Here is a 22500-nt window from a genome sequence, read left to right on the forward strand (position 1 = left end):
CACATATAGGGGGTATTAATGGCTAAAGCACAATTTGAAAGAACAAAACCGCATGTTAATGTTGGAACTATTGGTCACGTTGATCATGGAAAAACAACTTTAACAGCAGCAATTACAACAGTACTTGCAAAGAAGGGTTTAGCTGAATCTAAAAATTATGCTAACATCGATTCTGCAAAAGAGGAGAAGGAAAGAGGAATTACTATTTCCACTGCTCATGTTGAATATGAAACTGAGAACAGACATTATGCTCATGTTGACTGTCCTGGTCACGCTGACTATGTGAAGAACATGATTACTGGTGCTGCTCAAATGGATGGTGGTATATTAGTTGTTTCTGCTACTGATGGACCTATGCCTCAAACCAAAGAACATATTTTGTTAGCTAAACAGGTTAACGTGCCTTATTTGGTTGTGTTTATTAATAAAGTTGATGCATTAGATGATCCTGAAATGATTGAACTTGTTGAAGAAGAAGTTAAAGAATTGTTAGAGCATCATGGTTTCCATTCAGATGAGAAACCAGTTCCAATAATCAAGGGATCAGCTTTGTGCGCTCTTGAAGGAAGAGAAAATGATACAATTGGAGAAAAGGCTATCTTGGATCTGATGGATGCATTAGATTCTCATATCCCAGAGCCAACAAGAGAAATTGATAAAGATTTACTTATGTCAATTGAAGATGTTTTCTCAATTGAAGGTAGAGGAACAGTAGCAACTGGTCGTATTGAAACTGGTCAAGTTAAAATTGGTGATGAAGTTGAAATCGTTGGATTGCGTGATACACAAACTACTACAGTTACAGGTGTAGAAATGTTTAGAAAAGAAATGAAAAGCGCTATTGCTGGTGATAATGTTGGAGTTCTTTTAAGAGGTGTTAAGAGAACTGACATTGAAAGAGGTCAAGTTCTTGCTAAGCCAAAAACTATTACTCCACATAAGAAGTTTAAATGTGCTATTTATGTTTTGAAAGCTGAAGAGGGTGGTAGAAAAACTCCTTTCCACAGTAAGTATAGACCACAGTTCTATTTTAGAACTACAGATGTTACAGGAGAAATCACACTTCCTGATACAATTGAAATGGTGATGCCTGGTGATAATGTTAGTGATTTAGTTGTTGAACTAAACTCACCAATTGCCATGGATAAAGAACTGAATTTTGCTATCAGAGAAGGTGGTAGAACAATTGGTGCTGGTGTTGTAACCGAAATTATTGAATAATAATTTTTACCAAACAAGTATTATATTATAGAAGATATAATATAATATTTTTGAATATAATTTGATATTAATTCCCTATACTTTTGTTTTTAGTTATAAGTAAATAAATTTACTTTGTTTTTATTTTATAAATTTTCTAGGTATTGCTTAATTAATAATTGAATTAAAATGTATTATTTTCAAATTATGTGTTATTATATCACGTAAGATTTGATTTTAATTTGATTGATTTTAATTTCTAATAAATTTAGAAAAAAGATAGGAATAAATATGAACGATAATGTGAACACAAAAGTTTCAGAAGCAAAAGAAAGTAATTCTGCAGGAAGCAATAGAGATAATTCTAATTCTGGTGGATTTGAAAGAAGAGAACGTTCTGGTGGAAACCGTGATGGTGGTGGATCCAGAGATGGAAGATCTGGCGATCGCGGCGGATTTGAAAGAAGAGAACGTTCTGGTGGATTCGGTGGCAGAGGCCGTGATGGTGGATTCAGAGGCGGATTCGGTGGTGGAAGATCATTTGGCGGCGGAAGTCGTGATGGTGGATCCAGAGGTGGATTCGGTGGCGGAAGATCTGATGATCGAGGTGGATTTGGCGGAAGAGATTCTGGCAATTCAGAAAGAGGAAGCGAAGGCGGATTTGAAAGAAGAGAACGTTCTGGTAGATTCGGTGGCGGAAGCCGTGATGGCGGATCCAGAGGTGGATTCGGTGGTGGAAGATCATTTGGCGGCGGAAGCCGTGATGGCGGATCCAGAGGTGGATTCGGTGGTGGAAGATCATTTGGTGGCGGAAGCCGTGATGGTGGATCTAGAGGCGGATTTGGCGGAAGAGATTCTGGCAATTCAGAAAGAAGAAGCGAAGGCGGATTTGAAAGAAGAGAACGTTCTGGCGGATTCGGTGGCGGAAGCCGTGATGGCGGATCCAGAGGTGGATTCGGTGGCGGAAGATCATTTGGTGGTGGAAGCCGTGATGGTGGATCCAGAGGCGGATTTGGCGGAAGAAGATCTGATGATCGCGGTGGATTTGGTGGAAGAGATTCTGGCAATTCAGAAAGAGGAAGCGAAGGCGGATTTGAAAGAAGAGAACGTTCTGGCGGACGTGATGGCGGATCCAGAGGTGGATTCGGTGGCGGAAGATCATTCGGCGGCGGAAGTCGTGATGGTGGATCCAGAGGCGGATTTGGCGGAAGAGACTCTAACAGAAATGGTTCAAGTTTCGGCAATAACAACAGATATAATGACAGAGATGAATCCAGATCAAATGATTTTAAGAAACATGATGATTTGAGCATTGATAACAACAATGAAAATAGCGAAATTAAATTCGATAGTTTCGAAATTGAAGGTAATTCAAAAGTAACAGTTGATTCAGAAGATACAAGCTCAGTAGTAACAATTGATTCAGAAGATACAAGTTCAGTAGCAACAGTTGATTCAGAAGTAGCAGTTGGTTCAGAAGAAGATTCAAGCGAATCTAACGATACAGAAAATTCTGATAACTCATAAGAAGAAAGTTAGTTAGATCTAAAGAGCTTTGATACACTCAAAGCTTTTAGAAGCTAAGTAAGTAAATTCTCAAAATCCATTTAATAGTTTCATGTTATATAAGCTGTTAAGCTCATTTGGTATATTAAAAAAAAGTTGATTAATTATACATATCACTTTAAATGTTTACAATTATTTTAATGCTATTACAATTTAAAAATTACTTAAATATATAAAACCCTCTATATTATTTTGATTAATGCATAAAGTTTCTATATGAATCATTAATAGTAGGTTTTTTATAATTAGTTAGATTGCTATGATTATAGATTATTTTGTATTAAAGTTTTCTATGTGGATTACTAGTAATAATAAATTATATTATATTTCACATGGCAGGATTGTTCTGTTATAATCTCTTAGATCTTATAGCATCAAAGATCTATATATATTCAACTGAATGTATTAAGTTTATAAATAATCAGCTTTTTTTATGTTTGTAGTGAATCTTAGATTATTTATGCAAAAACTATATTATATATATAGAAATTAAGCTTTAATTTATTATGCTTATAAATTAATAGTTTAGTATTTATAATTAATAAATTATTTCAAATTTGCTAAATATTTTAATACTTCTTCTTGTGTTATTTTTGGATTTGCTTTTCCTTTTGTTGCTTTAATAACTTGTCCAACAAAAAATTGCTTTAAATTTTCATTCCCATTTTTATAGGATTCAACTTCTTTTTGGCAATTTTGTATTACATCATGTACAATCTGCTTGATCGCATCTGCAGAATTAATTTGTGCTAATCCTTTTTTCTTAATAATTTCAAGCGGGCTTATATCTTGTTCAATAAAATCAATCAACACTTCTTTTGCAGCTTTACCAGAAATATTGCCCTTGCTGACCTCTACTATTAAATCTCTCAAGTAATTTGGGTTAATTTCTATATTTGGATTTTTCTTTATATAAGAAATAACATCCCCAATAACCCATTTAAATAAAATCACTTTATCATTTTTTTCTAATGATTTTGCAGAACTTTCAAATAATTTTGTAAGGTATGGATCTTCAGCAATAATCCAAGCATCTTGAAACGACACGCCTAATTTAGCAATGTTTTGGCAAACTTCATATGGTAAATTTGAATCTTTTATTTGATTTATTTGGGTATCATTTAAAATTACAGGGGGAAGATCTGGGTCTGGCATATAGCGATAATCTGCAGCATCTTCTTTATTTCTCATATGAATTGTTTCACCAGTAGCCTCATTAAACAATCTTGTTTCTTGTACTATTTCTCCTCCAGATTCTAAGATTTCGGATTGTCTCTTGTACTCAAATAAAATAGCTTTTTTCATGAAGTTTACAGAATTTAAATTCTTGATCTCTACTCTTGTTCCGAATTCTTCTCCAGATTTTCTCAGAGAAATATTTACATCAGCTCGCATCTGACCTTTTTCCATATTACCATCACACGTACCAATTCTTCTTAAAGTGGATTGTAAAATTCTAAAAAATGTAGCAACTTCATCTTCATTTCTCAAATCTGGTTCGGTTACTATCTCCATTAATGGAATTCCACACCTATTTAAATCAATATATGTTTTATTTCTTTTATGAATACTTTTCCCAGCATCTGTCTCAAGATGAATTCTATTAATTCTTATATTTTTGAGGTCTTGATCAATCCAAATTGGAATATGCCCATTTTCTGTTATTGGGTGGTAGAATTGAGTGATTTGGTATCCTAATGGCAAATCAGGGTAGAAGTAGTGTTTTCTGTCAAATTCTGATCTTTTATTGATTGTCATATTAAGAGCTAATCCAGATTTTATTGCTTTGTTTATACATTCTTCATTAAGTATTGGTAAGGCTCCTGGGAGCCCTAAATCTATATAATCTACACATGTATTTGGTGCATTATATTCAGTAGATGCTTTGGAAAACAGCTTGGATTTTGTTGATACTTGAGCGTGAATCTCTAATCCAATTACCATTTCCCATTTGTTGTTTATTGCTTTACCATGATCTTTATTAATTTGATTCATTTGCTAACTCCATTTGATTCATTTTCTAACCATCCTTTAAAATTTGCATATTTCTCTATCTCTTTTGCAGATGATATTAATAACTCTTCCTCGAATGGTTTAGTCATTAGGTGGATTCCTAATGGCAAGTTTTGTTTTCCATATCCAATTGGGACAGAAATGGCTGGAGATCCAATTAAATTAGCAATAACAGTAAATACATCTTCATGGTAAGCATCAGATGGGTTCTGGAAAACATTATCAATCTCAAATGCTTCTCTAGGTGAGCATGGATATACTATTAAATTTATCTCATTAAATAAGTCCATAAATTGTTGTTTAATGTATTTTCGAGTTTTTAAACCTAAATCATAGCCTTTTTCATAATTAGCACTTGATAAATTATGGATTCCCATAAAAATACGCCTTCTAACTTCTTCGCCAAATAATGCAAAAGTTTTATTATATTCACTACCTATATCTTCTTCTGTCTTATTTCCGTAGCATGTTCCAGAATATCTTGCTAAATTTGAAGATGCTTCTGAAGATGTTAATAAGTAATATGTGGATAAGTACGAATCAAAATTTAATAAGGAAATTGGTTTGATAATTGCACCTAAATCTTCGAAAATCTGTAATGCTTTCTTCCAATTTTTTATTACATATTCATCTAGTCCATCCATCCAATTCTCAGGATATCCAATTACTTTGCCTTTAAGAGAAATATTTGCATTTTCCAGATCTGGCACAGCTTCTGTGCTAGACATTACATCACCATGATCATGCCCTATCATATTATCCATTACAATTGCAGCGTCTTCCACAGATCGTGCAAAAATTCCTGCTTGATCAAATGATGAAGCATATCCTACTATTCCTCTTCGTGAGCATCGCCCATAAGATGGCTTAAACCCAACAATTCCACAAAACGAAGCTGGTTGTCTTACTGATCCTCCAGTATCACTTCCAAGAGATGCAAAACAAGTTCCTGCAGCAACTGAAGATGCGCTTCCACCTGAAGATCCGCCTGGAACTAAATTCTTTCCATTTGTCCATGGGTTGATAGATGGGCCAAAGCAACTTGTACGGTTTGAAGATCCCATTGCAAATTCATCCATATTTAACTTGCCTAAGCAAATTGCCCCTTCATTCCATAATTTATTTGTAACATGTGACTCAAATGGAGCGATAAAATTCTCTAGCACTTTAGAGCATGCAGTCATTTTTTCATTCTTAACACAGTACAAATCCTTTACTCCAATTGGAATCCCTTCCAATTTTCTAGCAGTTCCATTTTTTATCTTTTCCCAGCTTTTTTCTGCTTGCTTAAATGCAAGATCTTTTGTTAACGTGATAAAATTATTTAAATGTGATTTTGACTCAATTTCATCATACATTTCACTAACTAATGTTAGTGGTGAAATCTGACCTTGTACAAGCAATTCTCTAATTTGCTTCAAACTTAACATATTGGGATTATTTTTCATCCATAACTCCCTCTACAACAAACATATTATTCTCATTTTCATTAGAATTGACCATTGGATCAAAATTTTCAGACTCTATTAAGTTTATCACGATATCTTTTCTGGTAGGATTGATATTATAATTATATAAATCTTGATCGCTTTGTCCAACTTCTTGCATTTTGCCTATAAGGCTCATTATATTTTCTAAATCTTCTTCTAATTGTATAAATTGTTGCTGCGTGATTCTAATTTTAGAAACTTTAGAAAGGTGCTTAATTTTACAAGACATAAATATAAAATACAGTTTTTCGCAACTTTGCACAATATTTGGCATATAGATCAGGATTTTAATTTTAATAATAATTTAATAATCAGGAAATAGAACTAAGCATTAGATTGTAATATATCAGTACAGAAATAATAAGTAATTTTTCTTAATATCAAATCAAATGCGCTAGCAAATAAGTTGAACTAAGTAATGATTAAGTAGTTTTGAGAGAGATGTTATGTTGGTGCAAGTAGTTAAGTTAATAAAATAAAGTTAATAAATTTGCATTTAGGTTGTTTTTTTTATAATATATACTTATTCGCTGTTAAGCGTAAAAATTAAAGAGAGGATGTATTTAAATGTACAGAAAAATCTTATTGACTGTGAGCGCTTTGATGATCACTGAATCTGCTCAGGGTAAAGTTAATAGCTGTTATAGCAAAAGAAGAGTCAATGCTGCTTTGTATGCTGGAGGAGGAGCAAGATTCCAAGGTTCTAAGGCTAAAGAAATAGAGACAAAATATACAGGTAAATTAGCTAATATTACATTGCCTGTTAATAGCACTCAAGAATTTGATTTCGAGCAGAATGGAAAAGCTGGATATTTCTTTGGGCGATTGGGAGCTTTTGCTGTAATGCCTATTTCTTCATCATTCAAGGCTGGAATAGATGTGTTTGGTGATATTGGAAAAAGAAAATCTTACTTTAATAATGTGCATGAGTTAGTTAAGGGTAAATCTCCAGAAGTAGTGCCTGCACCTGATCCTGATCCTAATCCTAATAACACTCCTCAAGCTATCCCTGTTACACAAGCAACAGGTGATATTGGATCTGATAAAGGAGAATCACTATTAAGAATGACCCATATGTTCAGTGTTTACACAGGATTAAGAATGCATTACAGCTTCTCAGATTCTATGGACGCTCACATTGGGCTTGGTGGTATGATTTCTGATGCTAAGTATAGAATCGAATCATTTGGATCTACTAAATATACAGAAACAAGTAGAAAATATGAATTTGGTGGTTACTTGAAAGCTGGAATTTTATGGACATTCGCTAATAAATTCTTTGTTGCTGGAGATATTATTGGTCAAATGAGAGCAAATAAAAAAATTGACATTAATGCATTCACTATAGCGGATAAGACAGAGGCTCATAATTTGAAATTCAAGAGAGCAGGTATGTTTGGAGTTAATGGTTCAATTACTGCTGGTATTCACTTGATCAAATAATCTATAATTACTAACTATAATTTTAGATTGTTCTGTTTTGTTATTCTATTCATCTGAAATTATATTGTATATTATTCCTAATAAATTATTCAATTTTCTATGAGTAATTAGAAATGATTAATAATTGCTATTAAATCATATTAGTTCAAATGTTATAACAATTTTAAATTGTATATCGAAATTATAACTAAACAAATAGCATAAATCATAACAACTTTATATATTATATAAGATTATGTTGAGCAATATAGCAAATAATCTTATCCTCTATATGAGGCATGTTCATAGATTGGTGATATTGAGTGCTACAACATCTTTATTGTTTGTATACCATTAAAGTGACATGCGTATCTTAGGTTAGGGGGAGATGTATATTTGCCTTATATGTGAGAGATCATTATTTTGAATATAGTTATATTAAACAAAAAATCTATATACGCAAATAAACAATTGTTTGAGTGTTTAATAGTTTATATTGATTCAGTGATTTATGCTGTGCCTTAATTATTTGTTATTATATTATTATTCAATTAAATGTTTTGTCATTAGATATATTGTTCATACAGAGCTTATATCTATACTGTTTTTTTGTAATTTATATTTTCTGGGTTGATATATTCCCTGCCATTCCATATTCTAATAAAAATGCTTCCAGAAGATTGCCCTATAGGCTCTCCTTGCTTTACAGTATCTCCTTTTTCTACAAATATAGAAGATAAATTACTGCATGTTATTAGCCAACTCAGATTTCCAACATCATGTTTTATATAAATTGAGTTGTTAGCTTTATCTACAAAAGCAATAGTTCCATCATATGGCGCTAGTACTTTCCCATGACTTAATATAAATACCCCATCTCGCCTTTTGCCATGTTTTTGAGAGAATGGTAATGATGTATCGATTGACCCATTCATAACAGGGAATAAAATTTTTACTTCTACAGATTTTGGCTGCTCTGATTGTTTTAATTGTTTTATAGCCTTTTGCTTTGCTTTGCTTTCTGCATTGTTTTTACTATTTTGCCTACGCATAATCTCTTCAGACTTAATGCTTTGTTCATTTTTCTTAATCTCATCATCAAGCTCATTTTTGAGATCTTCATCAATCCCAACATTATCTATACTATTTATTTTATTTAAATTAAGTATATTATTCTGTTCTGCACCATTTTGCTCTTGATCAGATTGGTGTAAAATTTTAGAATTCACTTCGAATTCAGAAAACATTAATTTTTGTCCTGGTTTTAAAGAGTAGGGGTGTTTTAATTGATTCTTCTTGATTAAGTGCTTTGTATTAACATTATAATTTGCAGCAATTATATCTAAAGTTTCATGCTCTTGAACAGTAATAAATTTTACTTTTTCTTCTTCACACCCTAGAAGAAGTAATGCAATTAAATATAAAAATTTCATTTATTTATATTCCTCCATACCAACATATGATTGCAGAACATTTGGAATATGTAAAATATTATTCTCATCATCATAGTAATTTTCTAATATAGATGCCAAAGTTCTACCAATTGCTAATGCAGAGCAATTTAGTGTGTGCACAAAATGCTTCTCTCCATCTTTAACATATCTAGCATTCATTCTTCTGGCTTGAAAATCTCTGCAATTTGAACAGCTTGCTATTTCAACATATTTTCCTGCTCCAGCCATCCAAACTTCTATATCAAATTGCTTATGAGCTGTGAATCCTATATCTCCAGAGCAAATCTCAACTATCCTGTATGGTAGATTTAATATTTGAAGAATACTTTCAGCATGTCTCAGCATGTTCATATGCTCAGTATCTGATGCATCTTTGTCAGTAATTGAAACAAGCTCAACCTTTTGAAACTGATGAAGTCTTATTAGCCCTTTTGTATCTTTACCCGCAGATCCAGCTTCTTTTCTGAAGCAGTGGCTTAAGGTGGTCATGCGAATGGGAAGTGTATCTAGCTTTAATATTTGGTTACTTGCAATGTTAATCAAAGGAACTTCTCCTGTAGGAATTAATGCCTTATCTTGTAACATGAATAAATCTTCTTTGAATTTGGGCAATTGACCTGAGTTATAAAGAGCTGATTCTTTTGCAATAAATGGGACAGATATTTCTTTGAACCCATTTTGAGTATTGAAATCTAGCATCCAATTGGCAATTGAGCGTTCTAATTTAGATAAAATTCCAGACATCATTGCGAATCTTGCCCCAGAAAGATCTGCAGAATTATGCCATAAATCCATTTCATTCATTACTAAATCATGTGTTAATTTTTTTTGCTTAGGCACCCCCCATTTTTTTATCTCGACATTCTCGTGATCACTTTTCCCTAATGGAGTATCAGAAGAAATAATATTAGGAAGCTCTGATAAGATATTGTAAAGTTCTTTATTAGCAAGTTGTTCCAATTTTTCTAATTCTTGAGCTTTTGCTTTTAGTCTTTTTCCTTCTTCAATATCACGATTTTTTGCAGCTACCTTAGACTGTTGGCGTACACTATTTAATTCGCCAATTAGATTCCTCCATTTCTTATCTATATTTAATATTTCTTTTGATTTTGTGATCATTCCTCTGTCAAACAAATTCTTATCTAATTTGTCTGGGTTTTTTCTAATCCAATTCAAATCTAACATATAGATATATTAGATCAAAAAGTGTATTAAATCAAAAATCTTATTATTGACACATTTGCATATATATATCATAATTCGGACATGTTAAGTGCTGTTGTACAATCAGGTGGACATCAATACATAGTCAGTGAAGGTTCGTTTATTAAGCATGCTACCTTAGATTCTGATATTGGGAGTTCAATAGAATTAAATAATTTAGGATGTCTTGGTAAAAATGACCAAGCATGCGTAGTGAAGGCTGAAGTAATCAAGCATGGACGTGATAAAAAAGTTATTATTTTTAAGAAAATAAGAAGACATAATCATAGAAAGTTTAATACCCATAGGCAAGGGTATACTCTTCTTCGAGTCACAAAGATAGAAACAAAGGAGTAACAGATGGCACAGAAAAAAGCTGGTGGTAGTACGCGAAACGGTAGAGATTCTGCTGGTAGAAGATTAGGCGTAAAAAAATACGGTAATGAAGTTGTGAAGGCTGGAAACATTATAGTTCGTCAAAGAGGGACTAAATTTCATCCTGGAACAAATGTTGGAATGGGTAGAGATCATACAATCTTTGCATTAAAGCCAGGATTCGTAAGCTTTGAATATAGATTAAATAGAAAATTCATTTCTGTTAAATCTGATGATGAAAAAAACTAATCTACATATTATCTTTATCCCCTAATTCATAATTTATTTATCTCAACTGAAATACTTATTTAATACTAGGATTAGTAGCAAATGTCTATTGATGTTGAGTAGTTTATTGCAGAATGAATTGTAACTATTTAATGTGATTATTTTGTAATGTATTGGGGTTTTGCATATGTAAAATAGCTATGAGTGATTTGTAGTTGATAATTCAGAATACGAATATTGCTTTAATAAATTATTTCTTTTGAATTATAATATGTATATATATGTGTTGGCTATTACTTTGATCGTAGAATCATAATTGATTATAAATTACAATTTTTATTATAGTAATTCGTATTATAATTTCTGAGTTTATAGCTGTGCAATTAAGATACCATTGCAAAGTTTCTATGATTTCTGGTTGTATACAATCTTAATAGATTAGTAGAAGATATATAATTAAAAAGCAAAATATATAAAAACAATAAGTTTGTCAAATAATAGTGAAAATATTATAAAAGTAATTATGATTTATATAGCAATACAAAATCTATAATATTGTATAGAAAATAATAAGATATGGTTAGTAAGTAATGATTTGCATAAATAGATGTGCAAATCCTATATTATCAAACATAGTGTTTGTATAATAAGGGTTTTATGAAGATTTTTAATATAAATTATCAAGAAAAGTAGGTGATAATTATAAAAATGAATTATAATATTCTAGTTTTATGAAAAAAATTTAACATATATTAATAAAATTATATTATGTATAGTAATAAATCATAATATATCTGTATAGGTTTTATATTTGTAAAAATCCATTGTTGTACAATAGGCTTAGTGCATTTCGTTTAGAGCCTGATTTTAGTATGATGCTTTGCCCTGATAATCTAAGAAAATTTTGATAATCCATTAATTTAGGAGCGAATATTTCCCTATCTTCATCACTCATACGCTTCACCATTATCCATTCTTCAGCAATTTTATGCTTCTGATTTGCTTTTTTAATGGCATAGTAGATTTTTGTACGCTTACCTTCTAATGTTTTTAATAATTCATATGCATCTTTTTCATTCGTTGGTGGAGCAAAATAGTTACGCCCATAAAACATAAAACTGATAAAAAAGTTGTCAGTTTCATTAGGAAAAGCTTGCCTGATTAGCTCATATGGATTTAATTTGCTTTTATTTGTTAATTCAGGGCTCCATGTTTGTACTGAAATAGATGCTGAGTGTTTTTTAATTTGATCGGTTAAGAAAAAATCCCAAACTGGCATATGTATTGTATTCATACAACTATTATGCTGTTCATTTTAGAAATTAGATAGATTAGTATGTGGTTTATTTCTGAGAATTAGATAGGTTAGTGATGTAATTAATAGTATATTTTTAGTGTTATTTGACTGATCATTCCTATTTTTTAAGATAAGGGTGATTAATGATCTTGCTGAATTTATTAAAGTATAATAAAAAGTTATATTTTTATAATATATTTATTTCTTAATTTTATATATTGATTATGTTGAGTTTTCTAATTTGTTTTTTATATCATTAAGCATGTTTTGTAAATCATCTGTTTCTAATTCTGTAATATTTTGAATGCTTTTGTTTTTTATGCAAAAATACCCATTGCATTTTGCCATCATTTCTTGAGCTTTTAATGCAACGCTGAGTAAGTTTTCTTTGATCGCTTTCTTATAGATAGTTTTTAAGTTTTGCATGAATTCTTCTTTCATATTTACCTCCAAATTCATTCTCTCATTACAAGGTTAATGAATTCAAACTAAATATTTTATTATACAATATATTAAGAAAAATGCAATAATAAAATGTATACTTAATGACAATGAAATAAGTATTACACACCTCTAGCTAACAACTAAAATACATCAAATTTACCAATAATTTACTATATATTTATTTTTTGTAAATGGTTTGTAGTTAAGATAAAAGAAATTAGGAGTAATATATGAATAACAAATCACGTGTTTTACTGATATGTATGGCGTGTTCAATTAATAATGTTGAATCATCTTTTGAATCAGTGTTTAAAAATAATTGGAAACCAGTTCTAGAAGAAAATTTTGATAGATATTATGCAATTAAAAGAGCATCTTTAATGTTCGAAGGTGATATTGAAGTTGTTGCTAAATTAAAGAAATCAAAAAATGTATATTTGCCATTTGCATTTATCAATAATCATTTAATTCACTTAGATAATGGATTTGATTTTGAAATTGGTGCAGAAGCAAAACAAAGGATCGCAGATTCTACAAATCATTTGTTAATAGAAAAAGCAGCTTTTTCTAAAAATTCTGAATATGTAGTACTAGAAGGTACTGCTGCATCAGCAAGTACAAAATATAAAAATTCTCAAGTACTGAAAAAAAGAATAGATCTTGATTCCGATAGAATCATAGATCTTACAGATCAAATCATAAAATTCTTAGATGAACAAGGATTTGAAAGAAAATTGGATACTCAAAACCAGATTGATTTAGCTGATAACCTATCAATTATTAGCACTGGTAGCAAGCCACGCTCTAGATCTGCATCTATAGCATCGCTGAATTCTGGTCATAACACACCTAAATCTCCGTCTAGTCCAACATTAAGAAGTAGAACTAGTTCTGTAGCTTCTAATGCTTCATCTCCTAAAAGAAGCGTAGTGATCAATGATAAAAATCTTGATGTAAAAGAAATGCCAGAGATAAGCCCTACAAATTCTTCAGGAAGCGCAGCAGAGCTAATCGTACAACAATTGAGTGCACAAAGTAGTCTTACAATTGAAACTGGAGATCAAAATACCACCCCTCCATCAATTTTGAGTTCAGAAACCAGTAATGCTAATACTTTTGATGTTATATCTGGAGAAATAAGCCCAAGAAATGCAAATCAATTAGTTAATTCTGATTCTGGAGAAAGATTGGAAAGCTCAGACTCTACAGTGCAATCTGTTGTACAACAAATGGCAGATAGTGATCAAGATATGCACAATCTATTACAAGGTAATGGAGAAGAATCTGTATTATCAATAGGTTCAGTAACTTCAGCGGCTTCAGCAGCTTCAAATCCTAATGCATTAAGTTCGTTGATAAGGGGTGATCAAGCAGAAAATATGGAGCGTACTAATACACAAACAAACCCACAGATTGATACTGGTTTGCAGCAAATAATTGACCAATTAGGAGTTCAAGGTAACGATGATAGTGTTGTTGAAGCAGGAGATAGATCTCCAAAAAGTAAGATGCTTGATCATGTTTCTATGAAGCTTGAAAGAGAGCATAGTTTGAGTGAAGAAGCCTTAAATAATGATAAAAAGTCCATCAATGATATTATTAGAGAGCAAAGAGCTCAAGCGAATGCAAATGGACAAAAGATTGCAGATTTATTTAATAAGGGTAATCAAAGCATGACAATAGAATCTAAAGTAAAATCTATTATGCAAGAAATTACAAATCACTCCTCAGTTAGTGAGTCTGCTGATATATTTCAAGATACAATGAACCTTTCTGATAAGACAATCACATATATAAAAGATAATGCTAAATTATTTGCAGATAAAAAATTACTTGCAGAATTTGTAGTAGGTCAAGAAAAATCTAATACATTATCTGGTGTATTGTTTAGAGATAGTCAAATAGGTAAGGGTAGGTATGGATTAGTTCACTACAATGCAGATGGATCTACCACATTGCAAGTTAAAGTTCCAAAAAACATTGATTCTACATTTGATTCAGCATTAAAAGCAATGAGCCATTCTTTACACTCAATGCTTACAATGAAAAAAGATAATGCAATCACATATATTTTGATTCATGTGAGAAAAGATAGCAGACATCTTAATAAGTTAATAGTGAAAGATAATCATGGAAAAACTATGAATCCATTTATTAACCCTAATTTTAAATTATTGCTTAATGCTTATGACTCACAAAATGATGGTGTGGATTTCTTGCCTTGCATGATTCACGTAACTGAAATGACACCAAGTTTTGCTGAAATTTCAGATATGACTAAATTCATGAATGGCGAAACTATCAATAACAAAGAGTTAAAGAAATCTATAAATGTGAAAGATTCGTTAAGAGTAAAAGATGATGTAAGATCTATTTATGAGTACATTTTAAAGAAATTGCCTAAATCTTATAAGAATAGTATATTAGTGCTTTCAGATATTGATAATAAGTTTCATTCATACCTTAAAAATGAATTTGGAATCAATGTTGCTGGAAATGATGGTGAATACAATTTCAGAGAAGTAAATACATTGCACATTATGCATGAAATTTTGAAAGCTTCTAAAATTTATAAAGCATAAATAATCTTTGCAGATGATAAAATACCTGCAATATATATTACATAAAATCATTTGATATATTTATAAATTGAATTTACATGACAATTTGTTTTTATATAATATGATTTGTTTCCTATATGAAGCATGAGAATTATTACTTGTTTATATATAATATGAATTATATCTTTATATAATTTTGCTTGTTATATTAATATCATTATTGTTTATATCATTCATGAATTATTCATAAAAATATTAGTAAAAAACTAATAATTACTGTGTATTGTCAAATTATATAATAAAATCAATGTTTTTTTGATAAATCTATAGACTTTTTTGTCTTTTATATTAAAATATATTGGTGGCCTGGATAGCTCAGTCGGTAGAGCAGTAGATTGAAGATCTACGTGTCGCTGGTTCGATTCCAGCTCTAGGCAAAGGGAGTTTTTGATGGCAAAGAAAAATGATTTAGGTTTGATTGCTTTAGTAGGTGATGGATATTTTGCTGTAAGAAAAAAAACTGGTGGAATGAAAGGGCTAAAGCTAGAATTAAAAAAGTATAGCCCTAAATTGAGGAAACACGTTATTGTAAAAGAAAAGAAGTTAAAATAATCATAGCTTCTATCTTATTATGATAGTTATATAAATTTTTCTCTTTTTTCATTATGGTGTATATTTAGTTGCTAGTTGTAGTATATGTGTTCTCCAATTATTTTATTCTATATAATATTTGAATAAAGTAATTTTGTATATTTGTATATAAATTATATTTACAGTTTAATTAAAAGGTGCATATATAAATATATTTAATATAATAGTTTTGATTATATAGTATGATTTCAGCATAATCATAGGTAATGTTTGCTAGTTTTTATTAGTATTGCAAGTGATTTTTCAATTTAAAATTGGTGTTATTCTGATAGATGGTTGATTTGATAGCAAAATATTATAGAAGTGTATTACATTAGAATTATATCAATCAGTATACAAGCTTATATCTTCAATGAAGGACATTGGATTTTTATGAGATAAATGTACATGTTATTTTCTTAATGGCTTGTGTTTCTAGTTTATTATAATTTATAGGTATGTTTGGTTTGCTATTTATTATAAAATTTGTTGTTATTATATTTTCATATAAAATGCATTTGCAATTAATTGTATTGCATCTTCTATAAATAATTAATTTTACCTTACATCACTGTATTTTATTTTGCACTAAATTACTACACAGGATTATATATAAATAATTTTCATATTTCTCCATATTTTGATTTGTTATTATGGTGTTTTATTTATGATTTATTCTTTTCTAATGTTGTTATTATTTGAATTCATATTCTGTGTTGAATCACATCCTATATTCTTATATATGTAAATTTGTTAATTTATATATTTTCAACAGGTTGAGTGTTTTGTATGTCTTCTATATCATCACTATCATCTGTATCTTCATTTTCGCCAATATCATTTTCATCCACGTGCTCATTATTTTCATCATCTATATCTTCATCATCTCTATTAATTATGTATGATTCATCTTCCCAAGTGACTCTTCGAAAACTCATGATAATATCTTCAATTCTTCTGATATCACGTTTGCTAAACCTTTCATCAAAGAAATCCATCATCTCATCAGCACTTAAATTGGCCAAATCTTCGTCTGTCAAAATTCCATTTTGTGCTAGTACTGAAACCTCTTCAATTAGAAGGTTATGATCAATATCAGAGCTAATTTCACTTCCTAGATCTTTCGCTATTTTTTGATGCTTTTTCATATGCTGAGTATATGCTCTATCAATTATGCTTTGTATGCCTTCATAAGATAATGTAATGCCCTCAATTTCTTCAATATCACTAACTGTAGAGTTTTTGATTACTTCTAATGAAGTAATTCCATTTTCTATGAATAATTCAATATTTTCTTCATCTAGCCCGAATTCTGTAAACTCTTTTCTTGCTTCTTCAGCAATACGTTTTGTTTCCTCAGCATGCTCAGTCTCAGATGAAATCTTCAACCTACACCTAGCTAGTTTTCTTGTTAATCTAACATTTTGACCATCACGACCAATTGCAATGTGCATGTAATCATCCTTTACAATTAATTCAAGATCAGCATCCCCCTTAACAACAACTTTCACAACTTCTGCTGGGTATATAGAGTTCATTACTAAAGTCACAACATCTTCAGACCAATGGATAACATCAATCTTTTCATCGTTGATTTCTTGCATGATTGTTTTGATTCTAAGCCCACCTTTACCGATACATGATCCAATTGGATCGATATCTTCATCAGTTGAGATTACAGCAACTTTTGCTTTGCTTCCTGGCTCTCTTGAAATTCCTTTTATGAAAATTGATTCATTGATTTCTGGGATAGTCTCTTCAAAAAGGCATTCTAAAAATCCTGGATGCTTTCTAGACAAAAAGATCTGAGGGCCTTTTTCATTATTTTTTACTTGATATATGTATGCTTTGATTTCTTGATGCATTTTGAAATGTTCTTCTGCAATTAATTCTGAGGATGGTAAGTATCCTTCTCCAATTTTCAAATCTAGAACTACATTACCAAATTCAAACCTTTTGATTTTTGCAGATACAATTGTACCTTCTTTGTGTTCAAATGATGCAAATTCTCTTTCTTTTTCAAGTTGAGAAATTCTTATATGAACTGATTTTCTTACAGCTGATGCTGCAGTCCTCATAAAAGGCATTGAAGTTAAGTTTCCAGATTCTAAAAGCTCTTTTACATGATCTCCGATTTGTGAATCAGGATTCTGTTTTAATGCATCTTCTAATGAAATTTCATAAATATCTTCAGGATTTTCAGATACAGTTTTAATCGCGTAAGTAGATATGCATCCACTATCAGGGTGTATTTTTACATCTATTGGAATGTTTCCTTTGGATTTTCCAATAACTTCTTTAATAGCATCTTCAACTACTTGTAATAATAAACTTATATCTAGATTTTTTTCTCTTGATAATTCAAACAAACTATCGATTAATGCATCATTTTTAGACATCTTTTACCTTGGCTTTCTTATCTATTCATTGTAAGGTATAAATCAATTCTTAGAAAGTATAATATTTGCATGATATAAGAGAGATATTTCTTTGATTTTGATGATTTTCTCTTTGTTATATGCCTATGCAATATGCTTTATATTCATATTTATTATAGTAGTATATTCAACAAATTCACAGCAAATTTATAAGCAAGTAGCTCATAGTAATTTAGCAATAAGTAATAAGATTAAATTATTCATTGTTTTTTATTGCATTTTATTGATTTGTTAAGAAAATTCGTATAATATCACATTAGGATTGATGTGTATTAGTGATCTTATCATTTTACATATTCAAAAATAAAAAGGGAGACATATTATGAAATCATTTTTAACTTTAGGTTTAGTAGTATCTGCATTTTTACTTTCTGGTTGTGATAATCACGGTAAGTCATATTGTAGTAAGAAAGCCGCAGCTCATATGAAAAAAGAATCTGGTTGCTTTACAGTACATTTTGGTCATGATAAGAAAGATTTAAATCATGCAGCAAGACATGACTTGGATTCTTTGATTGTATGGATGAAGAAAAATCCAAAATCATCTATTTGCTTATCAGCTCATGCAAGTGCTGTTGGAAATGTAAATTACAACATGAGACTTTCACAAAAAAGATCTAATTCTGTTAAAGAATATTTGGTAAATCATGGAATTTCTGAATCAAGAATTGAAGGAAAAAGCTATGGTGAGTCCAAACTTCCTGCTGGAAAAGGTCATGCTTCTGACAACAGAGTTGTAATTATTACAAAATACTCTTGAAGTAACCAAAATAATTAAGTCATTCAATCGGATGATTTTTAATTTTCCATAATATCTTTTATGGTTAATTTTTAATTTTTCATTAAATTTTTTGCTAAGTATATTTATGATGTTGAGTGCATATTGCTAGTAAATAATTTGCACTTATTGCATATGATTATTCACTTAAATAGATATGACATTTTTATTTACACATATGATAAATTATCAAAACTATTATAGTTTTTCAAAATATTTTTTATGATGTAGTATTATAATATAATGAAGGTTGGGAAATTTGTTTGTAAGGAGTGTCAGGCTTTTTATGCAAAATGGATAGGTAAATGCGATGCTTGTGGTGCATGGAATAGTATAGTTGAAAATGCTACTCAAAATCGTGCAGTTAATATATTAGAATTAAGCTCTTTAACAGGAGATGCTCAGCCAGTAGAAAGATTCAAGACTAAAATTTCAGAATTTGATTATGTATGTGGTGGTGGTATAGTACTTGGATCTGTGATTCTAATTGGTGGAGATCCAGGAATAGGAAAGTCTACGCTATTACTACAAATTAGTGAAGCTTTTAAAAATCAAAATGTGATCTATGTATCTGGAGAAGAATCGATTGAGCAAATAAAAATACGTGCAGATAGGATGAAATTACAGTTAGATAATCTGAAATGCGCTTATGGAACTAATTTGGAGCAGATTTTGTATACATTGGATAGTGTGAAAGCTGGAATTGTAATGATTGACTCCATTCAAACTATGTATGATGCATCTTCTGATACAACACCTGGAAGTGTAGCGCAGGTTAGATTATGTGGGAACAAGTTGATTCAATGGGCGAAAAATAGTGGTGTTCCTTTGATTATTATTAGTCATGTTAATAAAGATGGTATTATTGCAGGACCAAAAGTGCTTGAGCATATGGTTGATACAGTATTGTATTTTGAAGGTTCAGATTCTTTTAGGATTTTACGAGCAATCAAAAACAGGTTTGGATCTACGAATTCTATGGGTATATTTGAGATGCGTGATAAAGGTTTGGTACCTGTCGACAATGCATCTAAATCATTCCTGAAGAATAGATCGATTATTCATGGATCATGCATTTTTCCAGGAGTGGAGGGGAATAGGCCTCTCTTAGTTGAAATACAATCATTGATTTCAAATTCATATTTGCAAAATCCTAGACGTGCAGTTGTTGGTTGGGATGTACAGAGATTGGCTATGATTTCTGCAGTTTTGGAAAATCAATGTAAGATTATTTTATCTGGAAAAGATATTTACTTAAATGTTGTTGGTGGAATTAGATTGCTTGAACCAGCATCAGATCTTGCAGTAGCTATTTCCTTATTATCATCTTGGTATAAGATTGCAGTACCAAATAATTGCATTGCGTTTGGAGAAATTGGATTGTCAGGTGAGATTAGACCTATTTCTCATGTGGACCAAAGGTTGAAAGAGGCAGATAAGCTTGGCTTTACTTCAGCTTGTATTCCAAAGGGATCTGAATTTTCTTATGATATGAAAGTATTGAAATTTGCACATATTAAGCAAGTACAGGCTTGGATGCGCGAACAAGCAACAATGGAAAACACATAATATACAAACTTGATTGAAAATAGCATTCTAATCTGTAAGTTTTGCTTGCAAAAATCCATTTTTATCTTCAGTGATTTATGATAGAAATTTATTAATATTACTTAACACTTATTACAAGAAAGTATAGATTTTCTAATTTTCATAAATTTCTGATATTAATAAATTATGCTACGATTTATTTCCTGTAGTTTGTGTATATGCATACATATGGTTTGTATATTTGAATAAAACTTTCTACTAAGTGGTTGTATAAATTTTGGTGATACTGCACTTAATTTATACCTTATTTCATTAAATTAACGGTGAATCCAACACTTGCTCCAAATTCTTTTGGTGGTGTGATCGATATTATTGCACTACCAGTTTTTAAGGAGATATTTGTATAGTATTTTATTTTTGCTTCACAAAACATACCAAATATGTCATTTTTTCTATAATGTAATCCTAAAGCTGATCCAAAACCATTTGTCCAAATACCCTTTATATTACTATGCTTCGTGTAACCGTTATACCTTTTGAGATTTGAAAATAACTTTCCATATGCAGATAAGTTATTTTTTATATGAAATCTTAAAAATAACCCCATAGATAAATCTATGAATGATTTTAATTGAAACTGGCTCTTAGAAGAAGTGTTGCTAGCATCATCTGTCATGGTTAGATCTTTATATTGGTCATGAACATCTACACCAATACATCCACCAATGTTTTTATTGGCCATTATAACACCTTCTAATGACATATGCATATTGCTCATGAATGCATCTTTATGATTTTTCATTGATATAATTGCTTTTTGTCCTAGTGCTGATACTTTCAAATCTGTAAGTCCTTGTGCTCCAACTCCTACCTTCAAATATGCACGATCATATTTACCTGTACATGTAGCAGTATTTGTTTTGCTGTGATTAAATAATGCGCAAACCATTACTGCAATTGCTATTTTTTTATTATTCATGAATGTACACTATGCAATAAAAGTTAATATGATATTAAATATAAAGCATAGAATTTATGTATAATCTCAATTATTTTTAGCAGGTAGAGATTAATCTTATGGAAGTATAATTCATGCTATTCAGAAGTTAATGGTTTATGTATTTCGGGTATGTTCATGTGGTGTATGTGCCTAATGTAGGTAAAAATATAATAAATTGCAGCTCATGTAGTATAAATAGTGTATGTAACTCAAGTATGAGATCAATTGTGTTTCTTAAGCATATTTACTATAAACCCTATACTTGTTGAAAACTCTTTTGGAGGTGTGATTCTACTATTTTCTTCTCTATCCCATTCTAAAGGGATAAATTTCTTCATTTGCACTTCCCAGAAGATTCCACATTTCCTATTTTTTTTGTAATGTACTCCTAAAGCAGCGCCAAACCCATTTGTGCAGAAAGCAGAATTTGATATATTATTATGATCGTATCCTTTCAACACTTTCATTTCATATTTCTTGAATGATAAGGATAGCTTTGTATATATGAACAAGTTGTGTTTTATATTGTGCTTAAGAAACAATCCATGAGATATGCAGATAAATGATTTTAAAAATGCTATATTAGTTGGAGTATTTTTTTGTATAATCTCTCTTTTTTGATTGTGTATATTAGATTCAATATAATATCCAATATGTTTGGTAGCCATTATAATACTTCCAAGAGAAAGATGCACATTATTGCATATTGTATTTACCCTTTTCCTCATTTGTATATGACTTTGTGGAGAATCGAAAAATTGTTTAGGATGTGTTAGTCCATACAATCCAATTCCAAATGTGCAGCAAACTCGATCTGATAGAGAATGAGAACTGTAATCAGAATCAGAATTAA

General features: G+C 30.6%; 20 protein-coding genes and 1 tRNA gene. 11 read left to right on the plus strand and 10 right to left on the minus strand.

Going from position 1 to position 22500, the window contains the following annotated elements; all coding sequences use genetic code 11:
* Positions 1–18: 18 nt before the first annotated feature.
* From tuf to FZC34_RS00630, 3 genes are all read left to right on the plus strand, one after another.
* Complete coding sequence (gene tuf / locus FZC34_RS00620; protein ID WP_148971539.1) at positions 19–1221, plus strand: elongation factor Tu; 1203 nt, start codon at positions 19–21, stop codon at positions 1219–1221.
* A 409-nt stretch (positions 1222–1630) separates the two neighbouring features.
* A complete protein-coding gene (locus tag FZC34_RS00625; protein WP_148971540.1) occupies positions 1631–2509 on the plus strand; it encodes a hypothetical protein in 879 nt (292 codons plus the stop codon).
* Entirely contained in the window at positions 2506–2727 is a 222-nt protein-coding gene (locus FZC34_RS00630; protein ID WP_148971541.1) for a hypothetical protein, read from the plus strand. The genes FZC34_RS00625 and FZC34_RS00630 overlap by 4 nt, the downstream gene beginning before the upstream one ends.
* Before the next feature lie 585 nt (positions 2728–3312).
* On the opposite strand, the gene gatB is transcribed toward FZC34_RS00630, so the two are convergent.
* Genes gatB through FZC34_RS00645 form a run of 3 tightly spaced genes read right to left on the minus strand, consistent with a single transcriptional unit; the run spans position 3313 to position 6498 of the window.
* Complete coding sequence (gatB, locus tag FZC34_RS00635) at positions 3313–4761, minus strand: Asp-tRNA(Asn)/Glu-tRNA(Gln) amidotransferase subunit GatB (RefSeq protein WP_148971542.1); 1449 nt, start codon at positions 4759–4761, stop codon at positions 3313–3315.
* Positions 4758–6227, minus strand: coding sequence for an Asp-tRNA(Asn)/Glu-tRNA(Gln) amidotransferase subunit GatA (gene gatA / locus FZC34_RS00640; RefSeq protein WP_148971543.1), 1470 nt, complete (start codon positions 6225–6227; stop codon positions 4758–4760). Before gatA ends, gatB begins: the two co-directional genes overlap by 4 nt.
* Complete coding sequence (locus tag FZC34_RS00645) at positions 6217–6498, minus strand: Asp-tRNA(Asn)/Glu-tRNA(Gln) amidotransferase subunit GatC (RefSeq protein WP_148971544.1); 282 nt, start codon at positions 6496–6498, stop codon at positions 6217–6219. The genes gatA and FZC34_RS00645 overlap by 11 nt, the downstream gene beginning before the upstream one ends.
* Positions 6499–6836: 338 nt before the next feature.
* On the opposite strand from FZC34_RS00645, the gene FZC34_RS00650 reads away from it, so the two are divergent.
* Complete coding sequence (locus tag FZC34_RS00650) at positions 6837–7712, plus strand: hypothetical protein (protein ID WP_148971545.1); 876 nt, start codon at positions 6837–6839, stop codon at positions 7710–7712.
* Between the two features lie 575 nt (positions 7713–8287).
* Here FZC34_RS00650 and FZC34_RS00655 read toward each other — a convergent pair.
* Positions 8288–9124, minus strand: coding sequence for a peptidoglycan DD-metalloendopeptidase family protein (locus FZC34_RS00655; RefSeq protein WP_148971546.1), 837 nt, complete (start codon positions 9122–9124; stop codon positions 8288–8290).
* Entirely contained in the window at positions 9125–10330 is a 1206-nt protein-coding gene (gene serS, locus FZC34_RS00660; RefSeq protein WP_148971547.1) for a serine--tRNA ligase, read from the minus strand.
* An 81-nt stretch (positions 10331–10411) separates the two neighbouring features.
* Here serS and rplU point away from each other — a divergent pair, with 81 nt between their 5' ends.
* On the plus strand, positions 10412–10705 hold the full coding sequence (gene rplU / locus FZC34_RS00665) for a 50S ribosomal protein L21 (protein WP_148971548.1): 294 nt from the start codon (positions 10412–10414) through the stop codon (positions 10703–10705).
* A gap of 3 nt (positions 10706–10708) precedes the next feature.
* Positions 10709–10972 (plus strand): 50S ribosomal protein L27, encoded by a 264-nt coding sequence (gene rpmA / locus FZC34_RS00670; RefSeq protein WP_148971549.1) that lies wholly within the window; start codon positions 10709–10711, stop codon positions 10970–10972.
* A gap of 784 nt (positions 10973–11756) precedes the next feature.
* Here rpmA and FZC34_RS00675 read toward each other — a convergent pair.
* Positions 11757–12245 carry a hypothetical protein gene (locus tag FZC34_RS00675; RefSeq protein WP_148971550.1) on the minus strand — a complete coding sequence of 163 codons (489 nt, stop codon included), beginning with the start codon at positions 12243–12245 and terminating at the stop codon, positions 11757–11759.
* A 225-nt stretch (positions 12246–12470) separates the two neighbouring features.
* Positions 12471–12689 (minus strand): hypothetical protein, encoded by a 219-nt coding sequence (locus tag FZC34_RS00680; RefSeq protein ID WP_148971551.1) that lies wholly within the window; start codon positions 12687–12689, stop codon positions 12471–12473.
* Between the two features lie 233 nt (positions 12690–12922).
* Here FZC34_RS00680 and FZC34_RS00685 point away from each other — a divergent pair, with 233 nt between their 5' ends.
* The 3 genes from FZC34_RS00685 (at position 12923) to rpmG (ending at position 15865) form a co-directional block, all read left to right on the plus strand.
* On the plus strand, positions 12923–15274 hold the full coding sequence (locus FZC34_RS00685) for a hypothetical protein (RefSeq protein WP_148971552.1): 2352 nt from the start codon (positions 12923–12925) through the stop codon (positions 15272–15274).
* Between the two features lie 343 nt (positions 15275–15617).
* Positions 15618–15690 (plus strand) — tRNA-Phe (locus FZC34_RS00690).
* Between the two features lie 13 nt (positions 15691–15703).
* Positions 15704–15865 carry a 50S ribosomal protein L33 gene (gene rpmG / locus FZC34_RS00695; protein ID WP_148971553.1) on the plus strand — a complete coding sequence of 54 codons (162 nt, stop codon included), beginning with the start codon at positions 15704–15706 and terminating at the stop codon, positions 15863–15865.
* Positions 15866–16641: 776 nt separating this feature from the next.
* On the opposite strand, the gene nusA is transcribed toward rpmG, so the two are convergent.
* Entirely contained in the window at positions 16642–18282 is a 1641-nt protein-coding gene (nusA, locus tag FZC34_RS00700; protein ID WP_148971554.1) for a transcription termination factor NusA, read from the minus strand.
* 361 nt (positions 18283–18643) lie between these two features.
* Between nusA and FZC34_RS00705 the strand changes: the two genes are divergently transcribed.
* Both FZC34_RS00705 and radA read left to right on the plus strand, forming a co-directional pair.
* Entirely contained in the window at positions 18644–19081 is a 438-nt protein-coding gene (locus FZC34_RS00705) for an OmpA family protein (protein ID WP_148971555.1), read from the plus strand.
* 261 nt (positions 19082–19342) lie between these two features.
* The gene (gene radA / locus FZC34_RS00710) at positions 19343–20668 is read left to right on the plus strand and encodes a DNA repair protein RadA (RefSeq protein ID WP_148971556.1); all 1326 of its coding nucleotides are present in this window, start codon (positions 19343–19345) and stop codon (positions 20666–20668) included.
* A 283-nt stretch (positions 20669–20951) separates the two neighbouring features.
* Here radA and FZC34_RS00715 read toward each other — a convergent pair whose 3' ends face one another.
* Together FZC34_RS00715 and FZC34_RS00720 are read right to left on the minus strand one after the other, a co-directional pair.
* Positions 20952–21626 (minus strand): hypothetical protein, encoded by a 675-nt coding sequence (locus tag FZC34_RS00715; RefSeq protein WP_148971557.1) that lies wholly within the window; start codon positions 21624–21626, stop codon positions 20952–20954.
* Positions 21627–21868: 242 nt separating this feature from the next.
* Positions 21869–22375: a hypothetical protein gene (locus tag FZC34_RS00720; RefSeq protein ID WP_148971558.1), complete on the minus strand. Its 507-nt coding sequence runs from the start codon at positions 22373–22375 to the stop codon at positions 21869–21871.
* Positions 22376–22500 lie beyond the last annotated feature (125 nt).

Source organism: Candidatus Cytomitobacter primus (assembly GCF_008189405.1).
Lineage (GTDB): Bacteria > Pseudomonadota > Alphaproteobacteria > CAJXXZ01 > 1604HC > Cytomitobacter > Cytomitobacter primus.

Bases quoted from the DNA above. Each gene is read 5' to 3' on its own strand.
- rpmA (WP_148971549.1), top strand. From the start codon at position 10,709: ATGGCACAGAAAAAAGCTGGTGGTAGTACGCGAAACGGTAGAGATTCT.
- FZC34_RS00720 (WP_148971558.1), bottom strand. From the start codon at position 22,375: ATGAGGAAAAGGGTAAATACAATATGCAATAATGTGCATCTTTCTCTT.
- FZC34_RS00675 (WP_148971550.1), bottom strand. From the start codon at position 12,245: ATGAATACAATACATATGCCAGTTTGGGATTTTTTCTTAACCGATCAA.
- FZC34_RS00715 (WP_148971557.1), bottom strand. From the start codon at position 21,626: ATGAATAATAAAAAAATAGCAATTGCAGTAATGGTTTGCGCATTATTT.
- FZC34_RS00655 (WP_148971546.1), bottom strand. From the start codon at position 9,124: ATGAAATTTTTATATTTAATTGCATTACTTCTTCTAGGGTGTGAAGAA.
- tuf (WP_148971539.1), top strand. From the start codon at position 19: ATGGCTAAAGCACAATTTGAAAGAACAAAACCGCATGTTAATGTTGGA.
- rpmG (WP_148971553.1), top strand. From the start codon at position 15,704: ATGGCAAAGAAAAATGATTTAGGTTTGATTGCTTTAGTAGGTGATGGA.
- gatA (WP_148971543.1), bottom strand. From the start codon at position 6,227: ATGAAAAATAATCCCAATATGTTAAGTTTGAAGCAAATTAGAGAATTG.
- rplU (WP_148971548.1), top strand. From the start codon at position 10,412: ATGTTAAGTGCTGTTGTACAATCAGGTGGACATCAATACATAGTCAGT.
- FZC34_RS00650 (WP_148971545.1), top strand. From the start codon at position 6,837: ATGTACAGAAAAATCTTATTGACTGTGAGCGCTTTGATGATCACTGAA.
- radA (WP_148971556.1), top strand. From the start codon at position 19,343: ATGAAGGTTGGGAAATTTGTTTGTAAGGAGTGTCAGGCTTTTTATGCA.
- serS (WP_148971547.1), bottom strand. From the start codon at position 10,330: ATGTTAGATTTGAATTGGATTAGAAAAAACCCAGACAAATTAGATAAG.
- FZC34_RS00680 (WP_148971551.1), bottom strand. From the start codon at position 12,689: ATGAAAGAAGAATTCATGCAAAACTTAAAAACTATCTATAAGAAAGCG.
- FZC34_RS00645 (WP_148971544.1), bottom strand. From the start codon at position 6,498: ATGTCTTGTAAAATTAAGCACCTTTCTAAAGTTTCTAAAATTAGAATC.
- FZC34_RS00625 (WP_148971540.1), top strand. From the start codon at position 1,631: ATGGAAGATCTGGCGATCGCGGCGGATTTGAAAGAAGAGAACGTTCTG.
- gatB (WP_148971542.1), bottom strand. From the start codon at position 4,761: ATGAATCAAATTAATAAAGATCATGGTAAAGCAATAAACAACAAATGG.
- nusA (WP_148971554.1), bottom strand. From the start codon at position 18,282: ATGTCTAAAAATGATGCATTAATCGATAGTTTGTTTGAATTATCAAGA.
- FZC34_RS00685 (WP_148971552.1), top strand. From the start codon at position 12,923: ATGAATAACAAATCACGTGTTTTACTGATATGTATGGCGTGTTCAATT.
- FZC34_RS00705 (WP_148971555.1), top strand. From the start codon at position 18,644: ATGAAATCATTTTTAACTTTAGGTTTAGTAGTATCTGCATTTTTACTT.